The sequence below is a fragment of the Nocardioides sp. genome, from assembly GCF_050246775.1.
Taxonomy (GTDB): domain Bacteria; phylum Actinomycetota; class Actinomycetes; order Propionibacteriales; family Nocardioidaceae; genus Nocardioides.
Genome location: NZ_JBFWVK010000011.1, coordinates 1 through 24,918 on the forward strand (window position 1 = coordinate 1; position 24,918 = coordinate 24,918).

The following is a 24,918-nucleotide window of genomic DNA, read 5'->3' on the forward strand; positions in this document are numbered from 1 at the left end:
GGCATCCCGGGTCGGGCGCCAGGCGTCGGGTCATCAGGCCGATCACGGCCCAGCTGACCATCCCGCTACGGGACGCTAACCAGGCGCCATGTAGTCCTTTCTCGGGACGCTTGACACGTGCAGAGAACTCCAGCATGTGATTGGGCACCACGATGACCGGCTTGTTCACCAGGCCCATGCGCCTCATCTCCGAGACGCCGATGATCATCTCTGCGGTCTTACCCGCCCCGACTTCGTGGAACAGGCCGGCCGAGGGTTCGGCGATCATCCGAGCGACCGCGGCGCGTTGGTGCTGGCGCGGGGTGAACCCCTCGGCCACGCCGGGCAGGGTCAGGTAGTTCCCGGCGTCGGTGTAGTCGCGCAGCACGATGGAGTTGAACCGCCGGTTGTATTCCTCGACCAGCCCGCGTGCGCGTTCCGGCTCCTCCCACGCCCACTCGGCGAACCGCTCGGAGAGCGCATCGGCCTTCTCCTGCGCGGCCGTTGTCTCGACCGGGTTCAGGACCCGCCGCTTGCGTCCGTCGATGTCCTCGAACTCGTCGTGGACCAGCACGGCCCGCTGCTCCATGACCGCTTGGGCGAGGTCGGGGGCGGGACGACGGACGGTGCCCCACTCGCTTGTGGCGAGCAGGCCACCGCGTCCGCCACGGACCTCCCACATGCCCGGCAGCGGGTTCTCCACCTTCACGTCCTCGGCCCGCAGAAGCTCGTTGAGGAACGCCTGGTGGACCTCGGCGCTGATCCACACCGCCCCGAGCTTCGCGGTGATCTCGTCTGCACCCAGCGTGGGCGGCATCACCGCCTCCAGCGCGGCCACGTTGACCTCGAACTCCGGTTGCTCCTTCGCGGTGGTGCGGGCTTGGTCGAGCTTGGTTCGCACGTCCCCGGAGAGGTACTCCGGTGCATGGACCAGCGTCTTGGTGTCGGGGTCGGTGAAGACCAGCCCGGCCAATGCCTCACGGGCCTCGTCCTCGTCTAGGCCGAGGAGGTCGGAGATCATCGGCAGGTCGACACCGCCGGTCTTGTCGAGGCTGACCGCGATTGCGTCCGCCGGGGTGTCGACGCCCTGGATCTCGGGACGTGGTGCCACGCCCCGACGACTCATGATCGCTGCTGGGGTGGCGACCTGCTCCACGTCGTCGAACTGCTCCAGTGCGAGCACGAGCGCGCCGAACGGGTCGGTTCGCAACAGCCGGATCGCTGGCGGCACGATCCGGGCGTAGGTGTCCTCGCCGTTCTCGTCCATCCGTCCGGTCCGGCGCAGCGTGAACCTGTTGATCGGTCCCCACCGGCCGACGTACTTGCGGTAGTCGCGGCTCAGCGTGGCCCGCGCGGCGGTGATCTCCTCGGTATCCTCAGCGGTCGCGCCTTCCAGCGTCAGCAGGTGGGAGGCTTGATCGCGCAGCTCCAGCAGGGCACGCATCTCACTGGCGGCGTTCTTGGGCACCTTGACCGGCTCCAAGAGACCGTCCGCGACCGTGGCGAACGTGCCGTCGGGTTGGGCGACGAGGCTTCCCGCCCACAGGTCTTCCGCCGCAACTGCACCGGTCACGGGGTGGCCCGGACCTCTCATCCCGGCTGCGGGTTCGGCGGCGGTCATGGTCAGGTCGTTGCGGCGGGCCGTGAACGTGATCTGGTCGAGCGCCTGGGCGAGGTCGTCCTCCAGGCCGTCGAGGTTCCCGGTGACACGCAGCATCGGGACGCCATAGGTGCCGGTCCCGGTGCTCACTTGGCCGAGCATGTGGTCGGGGTGGGTGTCGAAGTAGGTGTTGATCTTGATCTCGTCCCTACCGCCGGGGCGGTCGATCTGGACCGGGATCACGGTCTCCCACTCCGGTGCTCGCATGGGTTCGCCTGGTAGTCGGCGGCGGAACAGCAGCAGGTCGGTCAGCACCGTGGTGCCGGCGGCGCGCTGGAAGGCGCCGTTGGGTAGCCGGACCGCGCCGAGCAGGTCGGCCATCTCCGCCATCGCACGCCGGGCGCCGGGGTTCTGGGAGTCCATCGTGTAGTGGCTGGTCAGCACGGCGACCAGCCCACCCGGGCGGGTCAAGGCGAGCGACTTGATGATGAAGTGGTTGTGCATACTGTGCCGACCGGCACCGTGGCCCGGGTTGTGAACCGGGTCGTGGAGCTTCACGTCCGAGAAGGGGACGTTGCCGATCGCGGCATCGAAGGTTCCGGTGCGGATGCGGGTGTCGGCGAACGACTCGGTGCGCACCTGGGCGTGCGGGTAGAGCGCACGGCTGATCGCGGCGGTCAGCGGGTCCAGCTCGACCCCGGTCACCCGTGCTCCGGCCGGGGCCATGCCGATGAAGGTTCCCGCGCCGCTGCCGGGTTCCAACACGCTGCCGGTAGTGAAGCCGAGTGAGCCGAGTGCCCGCCACATCTGGCGCACCACCAACGGGTCGGTGTAGTGCGCGTTGAGGGTGGTGCGCTCGGCCGCCGTCCACTCCTCGTCGGTGAGCAGGCCGCGCAGTTCGGTGTGCTCGGCGGTCCAGTTCTCCTTGCTGGGGTCGAACACATCGGCCACCGCGCCCCAGCTCGACCAGCGGGCGAGTGCTTGCTGTTCCTCGGCGGTCGCAGGCCGCTGCTCGTCAGTCAGCACCCGCAGGAGACGGATGGCCTCGATGTTCGCGGCGTAGCGGGCCTTCGCGCCCGACGGTGCGAGGTCGTCCTGACTGGCCGGGACGAAGCTCGGCGCAGGGGTGGGGTCTAGCGGACTTCGCGCAGGAACCGGAGCGTGGCTGCCTCGGCCATCGTCGCCTGGTTCTCGGCGAGGAACTTCCGGGGAATCGGTGCGGCCACCAAAGAGGTCAAGAACTCCGGCGTCACCGCCCAGGTCCTGGCCTTGTCCTCCAACTCCGCTGTCGAACCCATCAGGTCCGGGCAGTCCTGAATCCGCTCCGCCCAGGAGATCAGCGCCTCGTCGGTCGGACGGGTCTGCTCCCACTCCTCCCGGGCCTCGGCCAAGGTCAACTCCGGGGCTGGTGTCCACACCAGTTGCGCCATCACGACCTCCTCTGCGGTCCGGGTCGCTGCCTGGAGTCGGGCGACCTTCTCCCGGTAAGTCTCCCTCGCCGGGTCCGGTCCAGCCAACAGGCGCGCCAGATCGCTCACCTGCGCCTGCACTTCCTCGCCCAGGTCGGTGAAGAACGCCGTCGGGTCCTCCAACGCCCTCACCCTCCTCGGGGAGCAGCGTTTCCAGTGACTTATCGCCAGTCGCGCGTACTTGTTCATCGGCTGCCTCGACTTCCTTCTGCTCGACGAGCTGCGGGACCGGTTCCTCGACGGGCGTTTCCTCGCCCCACAAGTCGAGTGTCAGTTGGCCCTCGGCGTCGTGCCGCGTCCGTCCGCGCCCCATCGCCCTTCACCTACTCGCCTTCGTTGCGTGCCGGTCCCGCGCTCCGGGCGTGGAATCGTTCCTCGGCCAGCCGCCGCTGCCGGAGGTCGTCGTTGACGAACTGCACGAAGTCCTCGGCACGGTTCTCGATCGCCCGCTCTGGTGCCGGCGCAGGCAGAGACTCACCCGGCCAGGTCGTTTGGCGGGTGGGACGGTCATGGTCCAGCCGCGTGCCGCAGGTTGAGACCCACTCGCGCAGGCGTGCGCGTGTTTCGGAGAAGTCCTTGTGCCAGGTCAGCGGCATGGACGGCGAAGAGTCCGCGTCGTAGCAGGACAACCAGTGCAGGTGAAGGGCCGACAGTTCCCAGATCAGCTCGTCGTGACGGTGCCAGAACGGAGGCACCACCGCTGGCGGGAGACCGTACGCCTTGCGCAGCCACTCCACCCAGTTGTTGAGGCTCAGCCACTCGGGCCGGGCTTCCTCGGCGGTCAGAGCGTTCCAGTTGAGAGGCCGAAGCTGCTCCTCGTCGCCGTCAACGTCAGGCTCGGGCTCGTCGCTCGGCGGAGCCGTGTCGAAGAACGATGTCATCGAGTCGCCCGTCTCAGAGGCCGATGGCCTGGCTCGTGCCCAGTGCTGTGGGCTGGGCACTCGGGCTCGGCTCGTCCACCCCGGCTCGCTGCGCGGCGGGCCGGTCGACGGAGTAGCGGGTCCGGGCGGTGTCGTGACCGATGCGGCGGGCGACGAACTCCTCGCGGGGCACGGCCTTGCCGCTGCGCTCGACCTCGTACTCGTGGATGTAGCCCGAGGCGACGAAGCTGTCGCCCTTGCGGAACCGAGAGTTGGCCCGCACTGCGCTGGCCCCGTAGATCACGAGGTCGTGGTAGCTGGGCTCCAGCGGGGTGAAGGTCCCGTCGGTCTCCTTGCGCGCGTGCTCGACCCCGATGCGCATGTAGCACCGAGCGACGTCATCGCGGGTGTGGGTGAGCTGGGGGTCGGTGGCGACGAACCCCGAGAGGCTCATCTGGGTGGGGATGCTCATGACTGCTACTCCCTGCTGTTCGGTTGGGCCACCGGGCTGGTGGCCGCTCTCGGCAGGTAGGTGCGCGCCAACACCCGTCGTTGTCATCCGGCGCCAACGCCGGGTCAGCGTCGGCGCAGGGACTCCTCTACGCTGCTGCGCTCAGTACGCAGTGAGGTGGCGTCAGGGCGGGTGGTCCACGGGCGCAGGTCGGTGACCAGCGGCGGAGCCGAGCGAAGCAGGACCAGCCCGGTGCCGAACTGCAGCGTGCGGATGGTCTCCGGTGGCATGACCGGCACGCGCCGGGTGGAGCGTTGCAGGGAGCGTGAGCCGTAGTCGCCCACTGAGATCGTGTCGGTGTGCTCGTCACGCTCGCCGATGAGGGCGGAGAGGTCTTGCAGGTCGCGTGCCGATGCGGTTCCGCCGAGGATCACCTTGACGATGGAGGCGTCCCAGATCGCCCCGGCAGCGTGGTCTCCCCATTTGTCGCGTGCCTGGGACAGCGACTGGAGGACCGGCATGGTGGTGATCCCGGTCCCGCCGCCTTCGGCCATCAACACCGGCAGGGACGGCAGGGGTGAGAGGTTGCCGATCTCGTCGAGAGCAAGCAGCAGCGGCGGGTCGAGACGGGCGCCCGGTGAGCTCGCGGCCAGATGGCGTGCGGTCTCCACCAGGTCTTCGATGAACGCCGCCACCAGAGGCCACGAAGCACCAGCACCGGCACCGGTCGCCAACAAGTAGAGCGTTCCGTTGTAGGTCAGGAACTCGGTCGGGTCGAACTCCTCACCCGGCTTCGGTGTTACCGCGTCGAGGACCCGGGGATCGGCCAGGCACGACAACGCGAGCGAGACTCCCATCCAGATCGAGTCCCGCGTCCGGGGGTCGGCGTGGATCATCGACTCCAGAGAGTCCGCCCACCCGGGAGCTGCGCTGGGGTGGCTCGACAACACGGCTACCGCGTCGGCTGCCGACGACGGCGAGAGCGTCCAGCCGAACAACTCCCGAGGACTGCGCTGGTCCAACGCGGCCGCATGAAGCAGCGCCTGCAACGCGGTACGGGTCTTGCCCTCCCAGAATCCACCGGACTCCACCCCGCCCGAGGTCAGCCCCGTGGCCGAGGCGAGTCCGGTGGCCCGGATCATCGCCGTCAGCGGGTCCTCACACCCACGCACAGGCGACCAGCGCAACCCCGATGGCAGACCGTCCGCGAGGCGCTGCGGGTCGAAGACCGCCACCGGTCCCTTGCGCTGGCGAGCAGTGATGGTGGCGGCGATGTTGTCCGGCCTGGTCGCGGTGGTGACCACCGCACCGGGAGCATCCAAGATCGCGTTGATGACCACATGCAGCCCCTTACCGGAACGCGGCGGCCCCAGAAGCAGGATCGAGTCCTCCACCGACGCCCACACGCCCCTGCCACGCGACCGGCCCAGCAGGTAGCCGACGTCGGCCGCTGACGGCTTCGCCAGCGACGGCCGCAGGGTGCTGGCCCGCTTCAGCAGCGCCTTCTCCGCCGCGGCGCTGGCGACGTCACGGACAGTGGCGACGCCCGCGAGTCGGCGTGGGTCACGCGACGACTTCTGCCGCGATCCCGAGACCAGCCGGCATCCACCCCATGCCGCCCCGGCAACCACGGCCAGCAGGAGCGCGACGACAGGCCAGTAGACCCAGACCGACAGACCGGGCACGCCGAGCGCCACACCCGGAGCACCAGCATGGGTCAGGACACCGAACCCGGCAGCGATGCCGCCGGCCGGGAGCGGGTTCCCGGTCACGAAGGCGGCCAGGACCCCGGCAAGCCAGAGCACCGCCGCGAGCACAGCAGCGGAGGCGACCAGGATCAGGCCGAGGTTGACCAGCTCGTCGTCGACCCCTCGACCGCGCGGGTTCACGCCCGGCCCCCACTGACAGCGACGAACCCCGAAGCGCGACCCAGCAGTACGACCGTTCCTGGCCGTGATGCCAACAGCGCCGCAGGAAGCCGCAGCCGAGCACATCCATCGGGGCCAGCGGTCTGGTGGGCCACCACCACCGCGACCGCGACCTGCTCATCTGGAGCGAACCCGCTGCCGCCGACCTCCAGGCGGCCGTACTCGAATGCGCCCGGCTCGACGGGTGTCCACGCGGCGGAGGGTGGTTCGGCCGCCACCAGGACCGGCGCCGGCATCGGGGGTGGCTTCACGATCTCGGTGAACACCGATCCGTCGACCTCACGGACCTCGATCCGCACCGGGCAGCCCAGCTCAGTGGTGACCTGCTCGATGAGCGGTCCGAGCGCTGAGCGACCCTCGCCCGCGCCAGCCGGAACGGGGTGCGGCTCACCGTTGAGCGTCACGTCCAAGCGACCGCCACCGGCCTCGGTGGCCGTGCCCGCATCGCCGATGGTGATGGACAGGAGTGGGAGGACCACCGGCACCCGGCCGGCCTCATGTGACTTGTGGACACGATCCTCGGCAGCGACGCGAGTGCGGCGGCTCATCACAGTGCCACCGCCTCAACCGTCGCCTTGCTGGGCGACCGGACTCCCGAGCTTGTGCTCGCGCCGGGAGCCCGGCGGCCGGTGCTGCGTGCCTGTGCAAGTGCGTCCCGGTCCAAGCCCGGTGGTGTGCCGTCGCCGACCTTGGACGTCTCAAGCTGGTCGAGGATCTTCACCGCAGTGCCACGCACCCGCTCAGCCGTCGATTGCACGACTTCGACCGGAGTCTTGCCGGGCACACTGGAGGCCCACGATGCGACGTAGGGGATGGTGTAGTCATCGGTTGCCAGCCCGTGAGCGGCACCGACCATCAGCGCGACCGACTCGGCCTCAACCTCAGCGATGCCACGGTGCATCACCGCGTCGGTGTTGTCAGGTCCGTGCAGCATCACATGCCCCAGCTCTTTTCTGCACCAAGCCCAGTTCGGTGCGCCGAAGTCTGGTGTCATGCCTGTTAGGTGCACGTCCCGCGCCACGATCTCGGCAGCACTGCGGCGATAGGGCCCTGGTACCTGCGGCAGGATGTTGCGCCTTCGTGCAGCGATTCGGATCGGTCCGGCCATGTAGGGGCGAAGGACGAAAATGGGGCTGCGAACGGAGACGGTGTGATGAATGACGAAGATCTGGATGTGCTGCTCGGTGGTGCGCGCCAGGGCGTGTCGGAGTCGACGGCTGCCCTCGGACGCCTCGTTGCGGTGGAGGCCGCGCAGACGCATGGCCCTGGGGCACGGTCGCGGCCTCGTTGGTTGCGGGTTGGGGTTCTTGCCCCGGCCGGCATCGGCATCCTCGCGCTCACGGGTGCGGGCACGCTGGCTGCCTACCAACTCTCGGTCCCGCCATTCGTTTCGACGGAGCCCGGAGTAGAGCGCGTCACGGACCCGATCCCGGTCAACTACACGACCGACGCGGGCACCGTGTTGGAGTGCGGTGTGTGGCTCGAGTTTCGGAACGTCTCGGACGCGCAGCGTGCCAACTTGAACGCGATGGCCACCGATCCGAGGTGGGAGGGTTTCGGTCAGCGTGTGTATGACGCGCTGCCCGAGAAGAACCGCGCGGTGCAGGACGGCCCGGAGCCGTTGTGGTCTGAGCGGGTGGACGACCAGGTGTACGCAGAAGCGCTTCGTGCAAACCCAGGACTAGCATTCCGCGGACCTGCGGACGGACCGAGCCTCGTCGGATCCACCACACGCTGCGAGTACCCGGGCGCCGAGCGTTGACAAGCGGTAGCGACGTCAACCTGGAGGAGTTGGCGGAACGGCTCGGTCCCGATCTACTGAACTACTTCGTGCGCCGAGTCGGCGATCCCGCAGATGCAGCCGATCTTCTCGGCGACACCCTCCTGGTGATCTGCCGTAGGTCGCGCTCCATCCCAGAAGACGCAGACGAGGCTCGGTTGTGGGCGTTCGGTGTGGCCCGCAAGACCCTCGCCGGGCGCCGTCGAACAATACGGCGCCGCACGGCATTGCAGGAGCGACTTCGAGCAGAACTGACCTCGGCACGCAGCAGTGCGGAGCCGGCGTCCAACGATGCACTCCACGCGGCCCTGGCGAACCTGGATCCGTTAGATCGCGAAATCATTCGACTCGTGCACTGGGAAGGATTCGCGCAAGAAGAGGTCGCCACGACTCTCAAGCGGCCTGCAGGCACCATTCGGAGCCGGTACACCCGTGCGCGCGCCGCCTTACGAACCCAGCTCGGTGAGCTCCGTACGGGAGCCGAACGCCGATAGTCGGTCTGCAACCTCGACTTGACTTCTCATGGTCCGAGCGACGGCCCACCTGGTGTACCCGGTGCTCGCCGGAAGATGGGCATGCCCAGGTTGGTAGCGGTGCGCTGCATCTGTGTGAGCTTCTGCTCGGCCGCAGAGAGACTGGTCCGCAGGCCGTCGACCTCACCGAGCCAGCCTCTTTCGCTGGCCTCAGTGATCCGCTGGCGCAGGCTGTCGATGATCGTCCGGAGTCGCTCGTGCTGGGCGGGGTCGGGGCGGAGCATGGGGCAACGGATGCAGGCGTGTTCGTGTTGGCAGCCGGTGCCGTAGGCACGACCACACGTGCCGAGCTCGAGCTTGCGTTGGGCGAAGTGGCCGAGGAACTCGTCCCACTCGCTGTCAGTTGGTTCGCGATACTCCTGCGACGGTCGAAGCGCTCGCCGGCGGGCGATGTAGGCACGGTGGTGCTCGATCACGTCCTGGTCGTAGACCGCGACGTAGGTCTGGGTCGTGGCGATCGAGTCGTGGCCCAGGATCTTGGCGGTGATGTGCACGGGCAGACCGGACGCGACGGCCTCGGTGGCGAAGATCCTCCGGAAGTCGTGCGGGCTGAACTTGGCTGGCGTGCCGTCACTGTTGGTGATCTTCGCGGTGGTGACCAGTTCATCGAGGAGCTTTACGACGTACGAGGGGCTCATCGCGATCCGTCCTGTGCCCCACGGCCGTTGGAACAGGAATGGTAGTTCTGGGCTGTGGACGCGTTCGGCGCTGTCGTAGCGGCTGACCAGCGGCAGTTGCTCGTTGTCGCCGCGGACACGGGAGATGATCTCGGCGAACGCCGCCGCGAGCTCGGGCCCGATGACCAGGAGCCGTTCCTTGTCGGTCTTGGACGGGGTGATCTGCAGCATTGGGATCACCTCGCCGGTAGAGGGCAGCCGGTAGGACACGAAGGAGCGGTGGGTGATCTCAAGGACTTCCTCGATGCGTGCCCCGGTGTGACGCAGGACCTCGACCAGCGCCCACGCCCAGAAGGCCCGGTCGGCTTCAAGGCTGAGGTTCCTCCTGTTGTCCTGCGGCCGGCCGCTGCTGCCACCGCGTGGCGGAGTGTCGACGTAAACGTGCCCACGACTGACCCTTCTGCCATTGGTCGCGTCGTCGCTCAGGGATGCCCGTCGTAGCGTGCGCCCTGAGTCGGTGAACGACTCGCCGGGCGGAGTTGCGGTGGCGGTATTGAGCAGTGCCTGGGCTACGGATCGGTGTTCGCGGGCTGCGTCGACGAGCCGTGGAAGCAGGGGCGCGAGTTCCCGGATGCGCTGGTGGGTGCGTGACTGCGAATGCTTGATCATCTTGGTCATGCCGGCCAGGTCGCGGGAGTCGACCGGTGATGGTGCGGCCCACGCCGACCACCGGGCGGGGTCCTCCAGCGCCCAGTGCGAGAGGTCGGCGTAGAACGCACGGACGGCCATGAGGATCGTGTAGGGGTCCTCGCGCTTCTTGCCGACGCGGTTGCTGCCGTACAGGACCGGGCCGCTGAGCCTGGTCTTCCAGCGGCGGGCAACCTCGTCGGTCAGGTGGAGTGAGTCGATGCCGGGTTCGTGGATCTCCAGGTCGCGCCAGAACAAGAGCACGAGCTTGGCCGCCAGGTAGCGGATCGAGTTGTAGTCCATGGCCGGACGGCGTTCGTAAAGGTAGGCGACGAACAGGTCCCTGATCGGGCGGCAGGCGACGTCGTAGCGGTCGACCATCTCCTCGATGGTCAGCTGGCCTCGTCGGGACGCGGCGAAGATGGTTGGCGGGCTGTCGGCCGGGAGGATGGCGGCTTCCCGGAGCAGCGTGTACCAGCGGGGGTGGGAACGCCCGCGGTAGCCGTCTTGTGCTCGGTGGGCCTCGATGCAGTCCGGCAACGTGATGTCGGCCACCGTGCCGCCGTTGTGGACCAGGATCCTGGTGAGCTGGTTGAGCGCTTGGATCCGGTCGCTCGGCAGCATCCGCGTGTCCGCGTCGCACAGGCGCGCGATGCTGGCGAACCCCATGGGATCACGCAGCGCCCGCAACCGTTCGTAGAGCCTGGGGGTGGCTTGGGTGGCGTAGAGCCAGGAGTAGTCGGGCCGGATCACGTCCAGCATCAAGAGCCTCCCGGCTGCAGCGACGAGGTGCCCGTGCTTGTCAGGCTCGGAGGCCATGGTGGTCCAGTCCCTCCCGGCCGCGTCCGCTCCTGAGGCGTGCCAACGTTGCTGCCACGACTCCCCAGGGAACATCAACAGCCACCCGAGCAGGGTTTCGGCGCACATCGCCAGGTGGCGGATCTGCTTCGGCGAGGTGGTACCGCTCGCGAGCTCCAGGTCGCGGACCGCATCGAGCACCTCTTCATAGCTCATCTGGGAGGCTGCCCACACCGTCGATCGGGCAATCGCGGGTGTCGGCAACTGCGGGGTCGGCGCCTTGGGGCGTAGGGCACCGTTGTCGATCGGGACGTGGCGCGATGGACGCGCGGCCCTCTGCAGATGGGCGACCGCGTCGATGTGGTCGCTCATGGCCGCGGCCCGCCGAACAGCACCGCCAGCACCTCGGCCGAGTAGCCTGCCGTGTCCGCCGGCGGTGGCGCTGTCGGCCGTTCGGCACGATCGTGGTGATGGGCGAGCACCCGGCTGACGACTTCTTCCTCCCGCGGACGCAGGTAGATCTGGGTAGTGGTGATGTGGGCGTGGCCCAGCACCCACTGCACGTCGCTCAGCGACATCTTCGGGTCATCCACCATCCGCTGCGCGGCGGTGTGTCGCAGGTCGTGCAGGGTCCAGGCGGTGCCCAGCGACTCGTTCGCGCGCTGCAGCATTCGCCGTGCCGCGGAGTAGGTCAACGGGCGCACCGGACGTCGCCGAGTCAGCCACAACGCCTGCTCGCCATCCGGGCGCCGGGTCTGCTGCTCGTAGAGCCGAAGCCATACGAACGCGTCCGCTGAGGCCGGCAGCCACTGCAACCGGCCCGATCCCTTTCGGCGGACTGCGATGCGCTGGTCACCGGCGTTCACACGATCCACGGTGACGCCGAGAAGCTCCGAGGCACGCGCCCCGGTCGAGACGTAGAACGCCAACAGTGCCCGGTCACGGTCCGAGCGCAGCGTCGCGAACAGCTCGTCGAAGAGCCGGTCGGGCAGGTGTCGGGGGATCCGCTCGGGCATCCTCTGCCGGAACGGTGCCCGCGGTCCTGGCGCGAAGGGTTGCATTGGGTTGTGGTGCGCCTGCGCCCTGCGTCCGAGTCGGTGGTCGGCGTTGGGGACCGGGTTGATCAGCGGCCCGTCGCCGGCCCGGATCCGGTCGGCGTAGAACATCTTGACCACCGCGAGGGCGTGGTTGATGGTCGCCGGCGCGTAGCCATCCTGCCGGCCTGCTGGGCCGACCAGACGCATCCACAGCACGAAGTCGCGTGCCTCGAGTCGACTCGCATGCTGCCAGGGCACCTCGATCGCGGCCAGGAACCGCCACCACCGCAGCAGCGCCATGCCGTAGGAGCGCAGCGAGCTGAAGCTCGCGCCAGAGGCCAGCATCGTGGCGAAGAACTCGCTGACCTCCGCGACCGGCTCGCCCGTGGCATCCAGCAGTACTATGCCCGGCGCTGCCTCCACCTTGGCCACGGTTCCGACGGCCGGGACAACGAGGCCCGTCACATCACGCTCCATCCATGCGTCCTTCCGCTCGTCGCTCGTTGCGACGAAGGGCAGCACGCACAAGCTCGAGACCAGAGGAGATCCAGGATCATCGGCGAGTCGTCATGCACCGCGCGCGTCGGGGGCGGCTCAGGACGATCCAGTTGGTGCGGTCAATAGGTCGTGCGCGAGCGTCTTGACCTGGGCGGCGTCGTCCATGTCGGTGCGCACCGAGACCTCGTGGCTCCCGTAGTCGGTCAGACCGTTGGCCCCACCGATCGCCTGCGCGTTGGAGACCAGCCGCAGCTCGAAACCGCGCGCGACGACCTGAGTTGCCAGTCCGTCCCACAGCCCCTCCGGGGCTTGTCCCTGAAGAAGCGTGGGCTGCTTCGTCTCGGGCACCGGGTCGCCGTCGGTCTGGGAGATGTCAAAGACATAGGCGGGACGCAAGCCGACCAGCTTGGACCGAACGGTCTCGCCCCACGCGGGCCGCTCGCCACGCCCGAGCCGCCGCCATGAGTCCTCCACCTCGGGAGTGGCCGAAGCGAAGCGAGCCGTGACGGGGGCGAGAATCTGATAGCCCGACTGGCCCTTCACCACGCTGCGGCCCATGCTCAGCCACTGCTTGAACCCGGCGACGTAGGTCGGCATCGGGTCAGGGACGCGGCCTTTCTCGAAGGCGGCGTAGTGCTGGACGTAGATCAACAGCGTGTTGTTGAACGAGCGGGAGCGGAACCTCGCCGCGAACTCGATCGCTCGCTTCCAGTCTTCACCCGAGACCAGCCCACTGACCGCCTCGGTCAGCCGCTCATGCAGGGCCTCCAGCTTCGCATCCTGCTCCGCACGGGTCGGCCGCGTCCTCGTCGCCATCGTGCCCTCCTGCCGTCGGTTCGTTCCGAACGTCAGGTGCGCCAACGCCTCCACGTCCGCGCCGCGATTGGCGCCGATCGGTGTGGGCCGTCGAGCTTGTCCACACGCTCCACTACCGTTGGTGCGGAGATGACACAGCCGACCATGCGACCGAAGAACAGCCACCTGGGCGCAGCCAAGAGCGCCAAGAACGATGAGTTCTATACGACGTGGCCAGACATCGAGCGCGAGATGAATGCCTACCTGGAGTACGACCCGGACGTCTTTCGCGGCAAGACCGTCCTGTGCCCGTGTGACGACCCAGAGTGGAGCAACTTCGCTAAGTTCTTCGCCCTTCACTTCACGGACTTCGGGCTCAAGAAGCTCATCTCGACGTCCTACGCGCCAGACAGCAACCCTGCAAAGGTCGACTACCAGCCGACACTCTTCGAGTTGGAGAGTCCTGCCTTCGATGCGACGAAGACGCGGACCAACGGCAAGAAGTTCACGTTGGCGGCCGAGGATGTGAACGGCGATGGTGCAATCAACATCGACGACCTCCAGTGGGAGTATCTGGAGGGTGACGGCGACTTCCGCAGCCGCGAAGTCACGGCACTCCGCGACGAGGCAGATTTCGTCATCACAAACCCGCCGTTCAGCCTCTTCCGTCAGTTCATGACCTGGGTGATTGGCGGCGGCCGGAAGTTCTCCGTGATCGGTAGCAACAACGCCATCACATACAACGAGGTGTTCCCGCACATCATGGCGAACGAACTCTGGAAGGGGGCAACCGCAAACAGCACTGACATGGTGTTCGGAGTCCCCAAGGGAGCCAAAGTGACCGAGGCTGATCGGCTGAAGGCTGCGAAGCTCGGCTACCCGTCAGACGCAGATCGTGACTACACGCGGCTCGGCAACGCTTGTTGGTTCACGAACATCGACCACGGTCGTCGGCATGAGCCGCTTCAACTCATGACTGAGGCTGACAACATCCGCTACAGCAAGCACAAAGAGGTCCGTGGCGTCGGCTACCCGCCCTACGACAACTTCGACGCGATCGAAGTCCCCTTCGTCGACGCGATCCCAAGCGACTTCGACGGGATGATGGGAGTCCCCATCACCTTTCTCGACCGCTACAACCCGGACCAGTTTGAGATCGTCGGCAGCAGCGAGGGCGACTACCCGCAGTCCAAGGTCTACAAGGGGAAACAGAAAGTCGTTGACGGAGTGCCTACGAAGTCACACACCGGGTCCTATGCGTGCTACGTCCGGGTCGACGCATTCGGCCCCGGCACCTACTTTGACGTGGGTTACCCCGTGAAGCGCATTTACAAGAGGCTCTTCATCCGACGGAAGGTCAACCGATGAGGACTCAACTCGCGGAGTACAGCGTTGAGCAAGTGACGGAAGGCTTCGTCTACAACGAGTTCGAGGGCAAGGGCCTGTTCGGCCTCGCTGGGAAGCTGGTGATCCAGCCGGAGTACCAGCGCAACTACATCTACAACGACGGCAAGAGAGATGTTGCCGTCATCGAGTCGCTGCTCAAGGGATACCCGCTGGGACTCATCTACTTCAACGTCGCCGGCGACACTCTCGAAGTCCTCGACGGCCAGCAGCGCATCACCAGCATCGGGCGCTTTGTCACCGGCAAGTTTGCGATCCGAGTTGATGGCAAGGAACAGACGTTCTCATCGCTCAACCCGGAAGACAAGCGCCTGATCCTCGACAGCAAGCTACAGGTGTGGCATTGCGAAGGAACCGAGACGGAGATCAAAGACTGGTTCCGCACGATCAACATCGCCGGTGTCCCCCTCAACGCGCAAGAGCTCCTAAATGCGATCTACTCCGGGCCGTTCGTCACCAAGGCGAAGGCGGAGTTCAGCAACAGCCAGAACGCGAACCTTCAGAAGTGGCAGTCCTACGTGAAGGGTGACCCCAAGCGTCAAGAGATCCTCGCCGAAGCCCTTCACTGGGTTGCCTCATCTCAGGGTGTGAGCGTGGACTCGTACCTAGCCCGGCAACGGGAAGAGGACTCCATCGCCGAACTGAAGGTCTACTTCTCCACGGTCATCGACTGGATCAGTGGCGTCTTCGTCCGCCCGCCGGACAAGGAAATGCGCGGGCGTGAGTGGGGACGCCTCTACGAGACTTACCACTCCACGTCGTACAACGCCGCAGAGTTGAATGCGGAGGTAGATGCCCTGCGAGGGGACCCGTTCGTGAAGAGCACCAAGGGCATCTACGAGTTTCTGCTTGGCCGGAAGACCGCCCCCCAACTGCTCGACATCAGACTCTTCGACGAGCCGACCAAACGGGCGGCATACGAGAGGCAGACCAAGGCTGCCAATGGCAACGGCGTTTCCAACTGTCCGGTGTGTGCCCTCGGCGAAAACGCCAACAAGACTCGGATCTACAAGCAGGGCGAGATGGATGCCGACCATGTGACGGCATGGTCTAAGGGCGGAAAGACGGACCTTGCGAACTGTGAAATGCTCTGCGTGCCGCACAACCGCGGCAAGGGCAACCGCTAGCGCATCCGGGCCGTGGTGTCGAACAACTCCAACTCGGCGGGATGGAGCTGATGCTGGCAGACGAACGAGCGGTCCTTGATCCGCCACAGACCCTGACCGGTGCCCAGTGTGGGCAGCAGTTGCCGTTCGGTCCCGGTCAGGCCGAGCGCATCAGCGGTCGCACCCAACTGGTCGGACTCTTGGCGGTAGATGATGCGGGTCTCCGCGTTGGCGAGCAGGGACGCAGCAAGCGCACGCATCGCCGAACCTTGGTCGCCCACAGTGTCGAGGTCGGTGAGCTTGTGGAAGATCAGCATGTTGGCGATGCCGTAGTGCCTCGCCAGCCGCCAGTGCGCGTCCATCCGTCGCAGCAGCGACGGGTGCGACATAAGCCGCCACGCCTCGTCGTAGACGACCCATCTCTGACCGCCCGCTGGGTCCATCAGCGCGGACTCCATCCACGCGCTCGCGCAGGTCATCAGCACCGAGATCAGCGTGGCGTTCTCGGTGACCCGCGAGAGGTCGAGCGAGATCATCGGCAGCGTCGGGTCGAACCGCACCGTCGAGGGGCCATCGAACAGGCCGGCCAGGTCCCCGCCGACGAGGCGACGCAGCGCGTGCCCGACGAGTCGGCCGTCCTCGGCCAGCCGGCCCTCGGTGTCGTCGTGGGCATCGGGGTTCAGTAGCCGGTCGACCACCATCGGGAGCAGCGGGACCTCAGCAGCACGGACGGTGCTCGCCAAGGCGACATCGACGGCGGTGTGCTCCAGGGGTGTCAGGCGGCGGTCCAGAACGGTTTCGGTCAAGGCGCCGATGAGGTCGCGGCGCCGGGAGGTGACCTGGGCTGCCCATTCCACGTCGTCGAGTCCGACGGGCCGGTATCCCTCGTCGAGGGGGTTGAGTCGCGCGGGCATCCCGTGGCCCAGCTCGATCGCCATGCCGCCCACGGCGCGCGCGACGGCCGTGTGCTCGCCCTTCGGGTCTCCCGCCACGTAGACCCGTCTTCCGAAGGGCAGTGACCGGGTGTAGAGGCTCTTGGCCAGCGAGGACTTGCCTGACCCGACGATCCCGGCGACCACCACGTTCGGGGCGGTGATGAGGCCGTTGCGGTACAAGACCCACGGGTCGTAGACGAACGACGCACCGCTGTAGAGGTCTTGCCCGACGAACACCCCGTCCGATCCGAGCCCGCCCTCGGCGACGAACGGATACGCCCCGCCCCAGGTCGCCGAGGTGTCCTGATGACGCGGCAGCCGCAGTCGGCCCGACGTTCTCAGACTCGCCGGCCCCGGCTCCCCGGACTTGGGCAAGACGACCGTCGCACGGCGCTCCGCCGCCAACTCGTCGGCCTTCTGCTTGGCTGCGGCCTTGCGGGTCTCCCGATCGGCGGTCATCAACGACTTCGCCGACGCCCGGCGAGCCCGTCGGTCACGGCGGCGCTCCCGACGCGGAGCAACCAGGACAGCGCTGTGCAGCCGCTCTCCGTCCCGCGCCGTCACAGCCACGGTCCATTCACCTCAACCGTGCGGACCGGCGCGCTCGCTGTGGTCGGCGCAACCTGCTTGGGTCGGGTCGCTCTCGCGGTGCGCCGCGGGGCGGACGGCACTGCGGAAGGCGGGATGTAGGTGATCTCGGAGTCAGCGTTGTGGGCGTAGGTCACCGACTCCACGGCACGCGCGACGAACTCGCTGGAAGCCCGCAGATGCTCGGCCACCCGCTGGGCGGATGCGCGACCGGCATCTCGGTCGCCTTGTACGGCGGCCTGCTCTTGGGCGGTCGTCTCGTAGAAGCGCGCGAGCTGAGTCAGAGCGAACTCCAGCGACGCCAAGCCCCACGTCAGCGACCCCAGCACCGGGTAGCCCTGACTCGGATCACTCATGCGCCGCATCGCGTGAGCAAGGCCCCTGATCGCCTGCTGGGCCTCGGCGGCGTCAGCAACGGCATCCTCGAAGGTCGGCATCCGGGTCTCCTGCGTCTCGACAATGTGCGGTCGAGATGCAGGTGCGCTGCCGCACCCTTGTCGGGTTAGTAGATGCCGAGTTCTGCCAATCTGGCGCCGGGGAGCTCGGTGAGGAGCCGGAGGGCGATCGGGCGGTCCTGCTCGCGGGCGGCTGCGAGTTGCCGTTCGTCCTTGTCCAGATCGCGGAGGAAGGCGAAGTGGGCGCCGATGGTCGCGTTGAGGTCGTCCAGTGACGGAGTTGGCACTGCCAGGGCGCCGATGTCGTCGAGGTCGACTTCGCCGACCCTGCGAATGCGCAGCCAGGCATCGGGGTCGAACGGGCGGGGCTCGTGACCCGGCCGCCATGAGCAGGTCGCCGAAGCGACGCCGTGCGCATCGACCCAGACCTTGAGGACGACGAGGCGCCGGATCAGGTCGGTATCCAGGCTGCCTATGTTGCGTTGGTGGGTAGCCAGCCATGCGAGGTCATAGAGGTCGCGGGCCGTGGTGGTGCGGTTGAGCCGCGAGACCTTCTCTGCGATGTTCTCCTCCAGTCGGATGACTTGGAGTTCCGGCAGGGCAGGGCCGCCGTAGGTGCCGTGAACAGGCATAGATACCCAGCCCCGGCGAACCGGTGTGAGCCAGGGAGGAGGCGAGACGTCGAGCTTGCTCGCCAACCCCGATTCCTCGTTTGAGAGCTCGCTCTCGATGGTCAGCCACCACTTGCCCCGCCGTTCGGTGACGCCGTAGGCGAATGGTCCGATGCGCAGGCCGTCGATCTCGCCGATCAGGTCCAGGACCACGGTGTCGGGGTCGGCCGTCGGGTCGGCCACGCTGAAGTCGAGATCGAGGGAGAACCGTCCTTGGTTGCCCGCGTAGAGCTTGCGTAGTGACGTGCCGCCCTTGAACACGAGAGCGTCCAGTACGCCGCTCTGATGGAGTTCACGCAACAGCAGGTCTTGGGCGATGTCGATGACGGCTGCCCGTCGGCCGTCAACGCCGGCTCCCGGGGGCGTATGGCGACCGAGCCAACCCAGAGTCAGGCTGATGGGGCCGCTGGTCATGCGGCTGCTCCTGCAACCGAGGACAGGGACCGCGGATCGAATGGAAGCAGTGTGTCAGCGATCTGCCAGTGGTTGTCGTGCCGGACCACCTTCTGCCGGGGGCCGAACCACGTCTTCGTGCTTGGTCCGGCGACCTGCTCGGCGACGTCGGGGCGTAGTCCTTGGATGAGGTAGCCAAGCCGGGCTGCGACGGTGGCAGGACGCCCCTTGAGCTCGGTCAGCACGTCCTCGACGCCCGCCTCTGCGGCAAGGTCGGGGAGCCACTCAAGAGCACTGGTCCACGAGCGAACGTCGCTGGGATGGGCAGCCATGTGAACCAAGACGCTGGCCGGGACAAGCACCGGCACACCCTTGAGCGTGACGTAACCGAGTGTCGGCGCGAAGATCGACACGTCCAGCCCATCGGGGAGTTTGCGCGCCTCGCGGGCCGACACCACGGCCACCTCCAGCCGGACCGGCGCGCGGTCGGCCAGGTCATGTGCCCACGCCGCCGCCTGAAAGGTCAGACCACACTCCACGTTGCCGTGGGCGAACGCCGACCGCAACAGACGGGTGTGACCGCCCCGGCTGACCGCGCCAGCGGCCGCCCCAGGAGCGAACTCCCACACCCCCCGCTGGCCTGTAGGAAGCAACCACCCGCGTTCGCGCAGCCGAGACGCCACGGTGCGCGTCGCCGTGCCGACGCCGGAAGCCTTGACGATCTCATCAAGTTTCGCCGTGGTCACGAGGTCAGCGGCTTCAAGTTCGAGTTCAGCGATGACCGGGGCCAAGGACGGCGGGATTGTGCGTGTCATGGGACACCTCCTTGCCTCTGAATCTGATGCAAACACATTCCGTGTGACACCAGTATCGAGGAAGCGGGCGTAGAGTGTCAAGGAGAAGCATTTTGCCTCTGAATCTGATGCAACTAAGGCGATCATGACACTCACACGTTCCGGCACAGTGGGAGCGCCGCCGTGGCGAACGCTTGGGCCTGCTGGCCCCAGAGCCGGCGGGTCTCGCAGGAGGCTTGTATGGCCGCCTGTTCGATGGCGGCGACGGCCTGTTCCAGCTCGTCGGGGGTGGTGGCGCTGACGGTGATGAACCCGGTCGCGCGGAGCACTCCGTGGCCGGCGGTGAGGTCGGCTTCCTGACGGAGCACGTCGTGGTACTCGGCGTCCTGCTGGGCGTCCTCGATCTGACCCATACGCTGTCGCTGGGCGGCGTCGGAGACGTGCTCGGTCTTGCGTTTGCGGATGTCGCGGGCGGCGTGGTCAGCGCGCATCGGGGTGTAGAGCAGCGTGAAGGTGCGACGTACACCGGAGGAGAGCAGCACCGAGGAGAGGAAGCCGGGATAGACCAACGACCGGGGCCACTCGCTGATCCACAGCACGCAGTGGTGGGCCGAGTCGCTGCGCAAGTGACTCCAGGTCTCGGTGAGTGCGACCGGTCCTGCGGTGGCGAGGTCGCGGCCGAGGTTGCCGTGGCGTTCCAGCGTGGCCGCGACTTGGGGGTCGTAGGCCGAGCGCAGGATGACGGCGAGGTCGCCGGGCTCCAGCCACGTCGAGGGGGCGAGGTCGGCAGCGCGGAGGGCGGCGGTGATGGTGGTCATCTCCTGTCTCAGCACGGCGGCGGCACCCCGCATCCCACCACCGGCGGCACGGACCGCGCGGCCGGCGGTCTTCATATCGAGTGCGATGGAGACGGTGCTGGCGTGCCGCTCACCGGCGGGGCCGGCGCGGTCGATCAGCTCGCCGTAGGTGGTCGCCGCCCAGGAGCCGTCCTGTTGGCCGTGGCGGTGCCACCACTCGGCCAGTCCCTTGCCGGAGTCGGGCAGGGTACGTTCCATCATCTGCATCGAGGCGATTCGCCCCGAGCGGCAAGCGGTGGCCAGCACTCTGGACCAACTGGTGACGCGCCGTTCCTGTTCGATCGGGTCGAGTAGGACGAACGCCGGGTGGGTGACCGAGACCAATGCGGTCAGCGTCGCGGCGTGTGGGTCGTGGACCATGACCGCCCCGGTCTCGGCGTCGACCCATTGCCGCAGGCTGGCGGCGTCTCCCGGCAGGGCGAGCACTCCGGCCGGGCGGGGCTTGAGGACCCTGCGTCGGTAGACGAGCTGCCCGCCGCTGGAGCGCCACGCCCATCGGAGCAGGATCGGCAGCCACTCCACGAGCTTCCGCCCGCCGATACCGACCCATGCCAGGGCGGCGCACAGGATCAGGACTGGTGCCGTGTAGGCGAGGATGATGCCGCCGCCCAGATACAACGAGAACACCAGCACGACTGCACCGAGGCCAACAACGACGAGCTGCAAGCCGGACAGCCCAAGCAGTACGCCGCGCTTGGACAGCCGGGAGAACTTCACCGGTGTCAGGCCAGCCTCGGTGCCCTGTCCTGTCGTCGTGCTCATCGCTTCTCACCCCCAGGCCGAGCAGTGCGAGTCGGAGGAGTCGGATCAGCGACGTGGGGAACTATCGGCGCGGGCGGCGGCGGACTCCCGCCACCCTGCGGGTGAGGCTGGCCCGACTGGTTCGCACCGTCGGCGTGGCCCTCGGCGCTTGCCCCAACCTTGGAGCCGATACGAGGCCCGGCCGTAGCAGCCTCCTTCGCCACAACGGCCCCGGCCAAGACGCCACCGGCCGCTCCGCCTGCGGCGCTGGCGCCCCCGGCAGACGACCCGCCCCCAGCGGTGGCGCCGCCCGATCCGGCCCCACCCGATGAAGAAGGCGTTGGTGCAGGGCTGGAGGAACTGGAGCCCCCGCTTCCGTTGCCCCCTTCGAGCACCTTCTGGGGCTCCTGCCCGCCGCGCCGGGCCGTCGGGATCGGGAGGGGGCGGTTGAGTGCTGCTTTGGCTTCCTGCTCCATGCTCATCGAGTTGTACATGTCGAAGCCCATGAACGAGATCGCCTTGTAGGCCATGTAGGGCGCGAATGCTGCGATCAGCATGAGCACGACTCCGGCGATGGGCTCGCTGACTGATTGCAGGTCGGCGTCGATGGGTGCGGACACCTGGGCGGTGGCGAGCAGGAAGATCACCACCACGACCACCTTGGACACGATGAGGGCGATGACGAAGGAGGCCCACTTGCTGACCCATCCCAGGGTGTGGTCCCACGTCGCGCCCGCCAATGCGACGGGTGCGAACACGATGGCGATCAAGAGCAGGGCCTTGCGGATGAGCAGGCTGATCCACACGATCACCGCGCCACCGATGGCAAGGCCGGCGATGAAGATGGTGATGACCGCGCCCGCGCCAGGAGCCGCGATGTTGAGGGTCGCCAGTCCACCGGCCAGCAGGGCGATCCGGTCGCCCATGTCCTCCATGTTGGTGCCGGCCGCGTGGACGATGCCGACGCAGATCTGGTCGGTGATCTCCAACGCGGTCGTCAGCAGAGCGAGCACGACGAACGATCCGAGGATCGACTTCGCCAGTCCGAGCAAGGCACGCGACAGAGCGGCGGGTTCACGCCGGACCATGCCGCCGATGACCTGGAGCATGAAGAAGCCGACCATGATGACCGCCGCGATGCCGAACAGGAGGTTGTAGACCCGCACGTACTGCGTGCTGGTCACGTCGACCATCGTGGTGGAGTCGAAGACCTTCCACATCGACTCGAACATCCACGCGGCTGCGCCACCCATCGCTTGTGCCAGCCAGTCGAAGGGTGCGGTCACCAGGCTGGCTGCGGCATCACCGGCTGCGTCGCAGACCCCGGAGATGACGGGTACGTCGCATACGTCGACCATCGTCGTGTCCTCTCCTCAACGTCACTTGGTTGGCGGGTCAGACCGCTTGGCCGACGTTCCAGAAGAAGTTCACGAGCGCGACGCTGGCGCCGGTGATGATCGCTGCGCCCAGGGCGATCAGGACGCCGGTCTTGCCGCGCCCGGCCAAGTGCGGGTTGCTGCTGTTGGCTCCGAGCGCCCAGACGATCGCGGAGATGATGAGCGCGAGCACAGCGAGGATGAGCCCGACCGTCATCGAGGCTCCGACGATGGTTCGGAGCTGCCCGATGCCCGGAAGCCCGTTGGAGTTCGGCGAGATGTCGATGTCGGCGGGCAGGACCGCGACGACGCCACTCGAGAGAGCGGACAGCGACGTGAGCGGATTGGCGAGGTTGAGCATGAGCGTCTCCTGATTCAGCGCGATGGGTGGTTGCGCTGGAAAGGTGCTCTCGTCGTCCCGAGCTTGTTCGCTCAGTCGCCGATGCCGAGACCGGTCGAGGAGGCGGGTGCCCGCCCGGCCTCGCGAGCCGGCTGTGCGGGCCGAGCCGGAGCGGCCCTCGTGGTGACCTTCGTGGCGGTGGCGATCACCCGGTCGGGATCGACGGCGGTGTGGGAGAGGTCGTAGCCCGCCCACGGTGATCTGCCCGGAACGTGGCGGTGCCCGAGGATGGGGCGTTCGGTGATGACCGGCGCGCCGGGGAACCGCATGGCTTCGGGGTAGTGCTCCTCCACCCAATCACGGGCCTGCTTGCTGGGCCTCATGCTGGAGTCGCGCATCTTGATGCGCGCTGGAACGATCGGCAGTTCGCGCCAGCCGGGAATCGCGTGGTCGTGCCATGTCTCGACGGCCTTGTTCTCGCCGTCGGTGATGGCGTGCCAGTCGCAGGGCTCGCACACTGACTGGTACATGAGGTCGCCGAGGCACGAGCAGTTCCCGTGACGGTGGTCGTCGTCATTGCAGCGCAGGTCAGCGGTGAACATGTCGAACCCGTGATCACCTACCTGGACGTTGCCGGGAACCGCGATGGCGCGGTGCCACATCCGGCTCGCGGCGTAGGAGCCGAGGACCCCACGATTGAGGAACTGCCAATGCGCGAAGGCGGCGTCGAGATCGCTGGGTCGGTAGTAGTCGACGGTGAAGTGCAGCGGCGCTCCAGTCCACGGCGGGGCGGCTTCGACCTCTGCGGCGTGGATCATGCCCTCGATGTCGAAGGCAAGCTGTCCCTCGGCCTCCGCGTAGCGGCTCACAGCGACGCTCCAAGGTCGAGCAACCAGTTTGCCCACGCCAGCGCCCCGCCGGTGAGAACCGCGCCGCCGAGCGCGACGAAGAGCCCGGTCTTGGCCTTCGCGGAAGCTTGCCAACTCCCAGACGAGGACGCGATCGCCCAGGCCGCCGCGCAGATGATGACCATCAACGCCGAGGTCAGCAGGCCGTAGGTCAAGAGCGCGCCGACCATCGAACGCAACGTCCCGGCACCGCCCAGCGCACCGAAGTCCGGCCCGACAGACGCGGAAGCGAGAGTCATCACCCGGTTCATGCCCGGACCCCGGTGGCGATGGTGAAATGGAGGTGGTCGTAGTGCCCTCCGGTGATGCCGGAGGGATCGTGCATTCCACCGCCGTTGTAGGAGCGCCATCCTTCGCTGGAGCGTGCGACGCTCCAGATCTTGCCCTGCCAGATGAGGTACTCGACGCCGAGCTTGGTCGCGTTGGCCTTCAGCCAGTTGGTGACCTCCCAGCCGTACTCCAAGGCGTGCCCTTTCGCGGCTTGCCCGATGGAGTTCCCGAATGTGCCGTCGCACGCGCGGCCCAGCGGGTGCTCGGACTTGGTTCCGGGCCGGGGCGACCAGCAGGCCCAGGACGATTCAGGGAACCTAGCCCGGACCTGGGAAAGGACATAGGCGGTTCGCGCCGTGATCTTGCCGTTGCTGGTGGGGTCATCGACTAGGGCGTCGGGGTTTGATCCGTCGAACTCTTCGGGGGCCACCACGTCGGCCTCGCAGCCAGCCGGGATCACGGTCGTGCTGTTGTTCTGGTCGACCTCGGCGGCGCCGTGACCGGCGAGCCAGGGCTCGGGGTTGACCGTTGCGGCCCGCGCCCCGCCGGGACGGACCTCGAAGTGCAGATGAGCGCCAGTGGAATAGCCGTCGCTGCCCACATCGGCGATGTGGTCCCCAGCATGAACCCGATCTCCCACGGACACGCCGATGCCATCGGCGTACATGTGGGCGTATCCGGTGGCGACGAGCTGACCTTCGACGGTGTGCTCGACGAGGATGAGATGCCCGTACCCGGTCGCTGGACCGGCAAAGGCCACTCGCCCGTCGGCCGCAGCCAGGATCGGCGTACCGGCAGGAGCAGCGAAGTCGACCCCAGTGTGGAGCTTGCGCTCCCCGGTGATCGGGTGGACGCGCATCCCGTAGCCGCTCGTCCTGACCCACGTCCCGGCAGGAAGCGGGAAGACCACGCGACTCGTCTCGGCCGGAGCATCCGCACCAGCCGGACTTCCGCTCGTGGTCGAGGCAGCGGTCGAGGTGGTGGGCACGCACGCCGCTTGTGCCGGGTTGATGAGGGCCGCGAGTCCAAGGAGGACAGCGGCTGGCCCGAGCATCACCGTCGCCAGCGCCGCGCCGCCAGCGAGAAGGGTCTTGTTCATGACACGCCT

General features: G+C 67.4%; 23 protein-coding genes and 1 pseudogene. 4 read left to right on the plus strand and 20 right to left on the minus strand.

The genetic code is table 11. The features are described 5' to 3' along the window. The 7 genes and pseudogenes from AB7I40_RS23205 to AB7I40_RS23235 all read right to left on the minus strand — a co-directional run. Nucleotides 1–2,605 (minus strand): annotated as a pseudogene (locus tag AB7I40_RS23205) (SNF2-related protein); the annotation flags it as partial. A gap of 107 nt (nucleotides 2,606–2,712) precedes the next feature. After that, on the minus strand, nucleotides 2,713–3,171 hold the full coding sequence (locus tag AB7I40_RS23210) for a hypothetical protein (protein WP_428347806.1): 459 nt from the start codon (nucleotides 3,169–3,171) through the stop codon (nucleotides 2,713–2,715). A gap of 200 nt (nucleotides 3,172–3,371) precedes the next feature. After that, nucleotides 3,372–3,929 (minus strand): hypothetical protein, encoded by a 558-nt coding sequence (locus tag AB7I40_RS23215; RefSeq protein ID WP_428347805.1) that lies wholly within the window; start codon nucleotides 3,927–3,929, stop codon nucleotides 3,372–3,374. Nucleotides 3,930–3,942: 13 nt separating this feature from the next. Continuing rightward, nucleotides 3,943–4,380 (minus strand): single-stranded DNA-binding protein, encoded by a 438-nt coding sequence (locus AB7I40_RS23220; RefSeq protein WP_428347804.1) that lies wholly within the window; start codon nucleotides 4,378–4,380, stop codon nucleotides 3,943–3,945. A 104-nt stretch (nucleotides 4,381–4,484) separates the two neighbouring features. Next, entirely contained in the window at nucleotides 4,485–6,248 is a 1,764-nt protein-coding gene (locus AB7I40_RS23225) for a type IV secretory system conjugative DNA transfer family protein (RefSeq protein WP_428347803.1), read from the minus strand. Continuing rightward, nucleotides 6,245–6,835: a hypothetical protein gene (locus tag AB7I40_RS23230; protein WP_428347802.1), complete on the minus strand. Its 591-nt coding sequence runs from the start codon at nucleotides 6,833–6,835 to the stop codon at nucleotides 6,245–6,247. Before AB7I40_RS23230 ends, AB7I40_RS23225 begins: the two co-directional genes overlap by 4 nt. Further along, nucleotides 6,835–7,221, minus strand: coding sequence for a hypothetical protein (locus tag AB7I40_RS23235; protein ID WP_428347801.1), 387 nt, complete (start codon nucleotides 7,219–7,221; stop codon nucleotides 6,835–6,837). Before AB7I40_RS23235 ends, AB7I40_RS23230 begins: the two co-directional genes overlap by 1 nt. Before the next feature lie 219 nt (nucleotides 7,222–7,440). Between AB7I40_RS23235 and AB7I40_RS23240 the strand changes: the two genes are divergently transcribed. Then, nucleotides 7,441–8,049, plus strand: coding sequence for a hypothetical protein (locus AB7I40_RS23240; protein WP_428347800.1), 609 nt, complete (start codon nucleotides 7,441–7,443; stop codon nucleotides 8,047–8,049). Between the two features lie 29 nt (nucleotides 8,050–8,078). Next, nucleotides 8,079–8,561: an RNA polymerase sigma factor gene (locus AB7I40_RS23245; protein ID WP_428348142.1), complete on the plus strand. Its 483-nt coding sequence runs from the start codon at nucleotides 8,079–8,081 to the stop codon at nucleotides 8,559–8,561. 26 nt (nucleotides 8,562–8,587) lie between these two features. Here AB7I40_RS23245 and AB7I40_RS23250 read toward each other — a convergent pair whose 3' ends face one another. The 3 genes from AB7I40_RS23250 to AB7I40_RS23260 all read right to left on the minus strand — a co-directional run bounded on the left by AB7I40_RS23250 (nucleotide 8,588) and on the right by AB7I40_RS23260 (nucleotide 13,053). Continuing rightward, nucleotides 8,588–11,074 (minus strand): tyrosine-type recombinase/integrase, encoded by a 2,487-nt coding sequence (locus AB7I40_RS23250; protein WP_428347798.1) that lies wholly within the window; start codon nucleotides 11,072–11,074, stop codon nucleotides 8,588–8,590. Next, a complete protein-coding gene (locus AB7I40_RS23255) occupies nucleotides 11,071–12,216 on the minus strand; it encodes a tyrosine-type recombinase/integrase (protein ID WP_428347797.1) in 1,146 nt (381 codons plus the stop codon). Before AB7I40_RS23255 ends, AB7I40_RS23250 begins: the two co-directional genes overlap by 4 nt. Nucleotides 12,217–12,333: 117 nt before the next feature. Beyond that, nucleotides 12,334–13,053, minus strand: a complete 720-nt coding sequence (locus AB7I40_RS23260) for an ArdC family protein (RefSeq protein ID WP_428347796.1) — start codon at nucleotides 13,051–13,053, stop codon at nucleotides 12,334–12,336. Between the two features lie 129 nt (nucleotides 13,054–13,182). On the opposite strand from AB7I40_RS23260, the gene AB7I40_RS23265 reads away from it, so the two are divergent. Beyond that, nucleotides 13,183–14,400 (plus strand): adenine-specific methyltransferase EcoRI family protein, encoded by a 1,218-nt coding sequence (locus AB7I40_RS23265; RefSeq protein WP_428347795.1) that lies wholly within the window; start codon nucleotides 13,183–13,185, stop codon nucleotides 14,398–14,400. Nucleotides 14,401–14,432: 32 nt separating this feature from the next. Continuing rightward, a complete protein-coding gene (locus tag AB7I40_RS23270) occupies nucleotides 14,433–15,563 on the plus strand; it encodes an HNH endonuclease family protein (protein WP_428347794.1) in 1,131 nt (376 codons plus the stop codon). On the opposite strand, the gene AB7I40_RS23275 is transcribed toward AB7I40_RS23270, so the two are convergent. The 10 genes from AB7I40_RS23275 to AB7I40_RS23320 form a co-directional block, all read right to left on the minus strand. Then, the gene (locus AB7I40_RS23275) at nucleotides 15,560–17,047 is read right to left on the minus strand and encodes an ATP-binding protein (RefSeq protein ID WP_428347793.1); all 1,488 of its coding nucleotides are present in this window, start codon (nucleotides 17,045–17,047) and stop codon (nucleotides 15,560–15,562) included. The genes AB7I40_RS23270 and AB7I40_RS23275 overlap by 4 nt on opposite strands. Further along, nucleotides 17,038–17,502 (minus strand): hypothetical protein, encoded by a 465-nt coding sequence (locus AB7I40_RS23280; RefSeq protein WP_428347792.1) that lies wholly within the window; start codon nucleotides 17,500–17,502, stop codon nucleotides 17,038–17,040. Before AB7I40_RS23280 ends, AB7I40_RS23275 begins: the two co-directional genes overlap by 10 nt. A 65-nt stretch (nucleotides 17,503–17,567) precedes the next feature. Continuing rightward, nucleotides 17,568–18,545, minus strand: coding sequence for a nucleotidyl transferase AbiEii/AbiGii toxin family protein (locus AB7I40_RS23285; RefSeq protein WP_428347791.1), 978 nt, complete (start codon nucleotides 18,543–18,545; stop codon nucleotides 17,568–17,570). Continuing rightward, nucleotides 18,542–19,339 (minus strand): type IV toxin-antitoxin system AbiEi family antitoxin, encoded by a 798-nt coding sequence (locus AB7I40_RS23290; RefSeq protein WP_428347790.1) that lies wholly within the window; start codon nucleotides 19,337–19,339, stop codon nucleotides 18,542–18,544. Before AB7I40_RS23290 ends, AB7I40_RS23285 begins: the two co-directional genes overlap by 4 nt. A 131-nt stretch (nucleotides 19,340–19,470) precedes the next feature. Further along, the gene (locus tag AB7I40_RS23295; protein WP_428347789.1) at nucleotides 19,471–20,937 is read right to left on the minus strand and encodes an SCO6880 family protein; all 1,467 of its coding nucleotides are present in this window, start codon (nucleotides 20,935–20,937) and stop codon (nucleotides 19,471–19,473) included. Further along, a complete protein-coding gene (locus AB7I40_RS23300) occupies nucleotides 20,934–22,274 on the minus strand; it encodes a conjugal transfer protein TrbL (RefSeq protein ID WP_428347788.1) in 1,341 nt (446 codons plus the stop codon). Before AB7I40_RS23300 ends, AB7I40_RS23295 begins: the two co-directional genes overlap by 4 nt. Nucleotides 22,275–22,311: 37 nt before the next feature. Then, entirely contained in the window at nucleotides 22,312–22,653 is a 342-nt protein-coding gene (locus AB7I40_RS23305; RefSeq protein WP_428347787.1) for a DUF6112 family protein, read from the minus strand. Nucleotides 22,654–22,724: 71 nt separating this feature from the next. Further along, nucleotides 22,725–23,501: a DUF6349 family protein gene (locus AB7I40_RS23310; RefSeq protein ID WP_428347786.1), complete on the minus strand. Its 777-nt coding sequence runs from the start codon at nucleotides 23,499–23,501 to the stop codon at nucleotides 22,725–22,727. After that, nucleotides 23,498–23,791: a DUF6112 family protein gene (locus AB7I40_RS23315; RefSeq protein ID WP_340537639.1), complete on the minus strand. Its 294-nt coding sequence runs from the start codon at nucleotides 23,789–23,791 to the stop codon at nucleotides 23,498–23,500. Before AB7I40_RS23315 ends, AB7I40_RS23310 begins: the two co-directional genes overlap by 4 nt. After that, nucleotides 23,788–24,909: a peptidoglycan DD-metalloendopeptidase family protein gene (locus AB7I40_RS23320; RefSeq protein WP_428347785.1), complete on the minus strand. Its 1,122-nt coding sequence runs from the start codon at nucleotides 24,907–24,909 to the stop codon at nucleotides 23,788–23,790. The genes AB7I40_RS23315 and AB7I40_RS23320 overlap by 4 nt, the downstream gene beginning before the upstream one ends. Nucleotides 24,910–24,918 lie beyond the last annotated feature (9 nt).

What these genes read in the sequence shown, in the direction of transcription:
- AB7I40_RS23260 (WP_428347796.1), bottom strand. Translation starts at nt 13,053, where the DNA reads ATGGCGACGAGGACGCGGCCGACCCGTGCGGAGCAGGATGCGAAGCTG.
- AB7I40_RS23280 (WP_428347792.1), bottom strand. Translation starts at nt 17,502, where the DNA reads ATGCCGACCTTCGAGGATGCCGTTGCTGACGCCGCCGAGGCCCAGCAG.
- AB7I40_RS23315 (WP_340537639.1), bottom strand. Translation starts at nt 23,791, where the DNA reads ATGAACCGGGTGATGACTCTCGCTTCCGCGTCTGTCGGGCCGGACTTC.
- AB7I40_RS23295 (WP_428347789.1), bottom strand. Translation starts at nt 20,937, where the DNA reads ATGAGCACGACGACAGGACAGGGCACCGAGGCTGGCCTGACACCGGTG.
- AB7I40_RS23230 (WP_428347802.1), bottom strand. Translation starts at nt 6,835, where the DNA reads ATGAGCCGCCGCACTCGCGTCGCTGCCGAGGATCGTGTCCACAAGTCA.
- AB7I40_RS23255 (WP_428347797.1), bottom strand. Translation starts at nt 12,216, where the DNA reads ATGGAGCGTGATGTGACGGGCCTCGTTGTCCCGGCCGTCGGAACCGTG.
- AB7I40_RS23305 (WP_428347787.1), bottom strand. Translation starts at nt 22,653, where the DNA reads ATGCTCAACCTCGCCAATCCGCTCACGTCGCTGTCCGCTCTCTCGAGT.
- AB7I40_RS23240 (WP_428347800.1), top strand. Translation starts at nt 7,441, where the DNA reads ATGAATGACGAAGATCTGGATGTGCTGCTCGGTGGTGCGCGCCAGGGC.
- AB7I40_RS23220 (WP_428347804.1), bottom strand. Translation starts at nt 4,380, where the DNA reads ATGAGCATCCCCACCCAGATGAGCCTCTCGGGGTTCGTCGCCACCGAC.
- AB7I40_RS23290 (WP_428347790.1), bottom strand. Translation starts at nt 19,339, where the DNA reads ATGACACGCACAATCCCGCCGTCCTTGGCCCCGGTCATCGCTGAACTC.
- AB7I40_RS23285 (WP_428347791.1), bottom strand. Translation starts at nt 18,545, where the DNA reads ATGACCAGCGGCCCCATCAGCCTGACTCTGGGTTGGCTCGGTCGCCAT.
- AB7I40_RS23320 (WP_428347785.1), bottom strand. Translation starts at nt 24,909, where the DNA reads ATGAACAAGACCCTTCTCGCTGGCGGCGCGGCGCTGGCGACGGTGATG.
- AB7I40_RS23300 (WP_428347788.1), bottom strand. Translation starts at nt 22,274, where the DNA reads ATGGTCGACGTATGCGACGTACCCGTCATCTCCGGGGTCTGCGACGCA.
- AB7I40_RS23250 (WP_428347798.1), bottom strand. Translation starts at nt 11,074, where the DNA reads ATGAGCGACCACATCGACGCGGTCGCCCATCTGCAGAGGGCCGCGCGT.
- AB7I40_RS23235 (WP_428347801.1), bottom strand. Translation starts at nt 7,221, where the DNA reads ATGCTGCACGGACCTGACAACACCGACGCGGTGATGCACCGTGGCATC.
- AB7I40_RS23265 (WP_428347795.1), top strand. Translation starts at nt 13,183, where the DNA reads ATGACACAGCCGACCATGCGACCGAAGAACAGCCACCTGGGCGCAGCC.
- AB7I40_RS23215 (WP_428347805.1), bottom strand. Translation starts at nt 3,929, where the DNA reads ATGACATCGTTCTTCGACACGGCTCCGCCGAGCGACGAGCCCGAGCCT.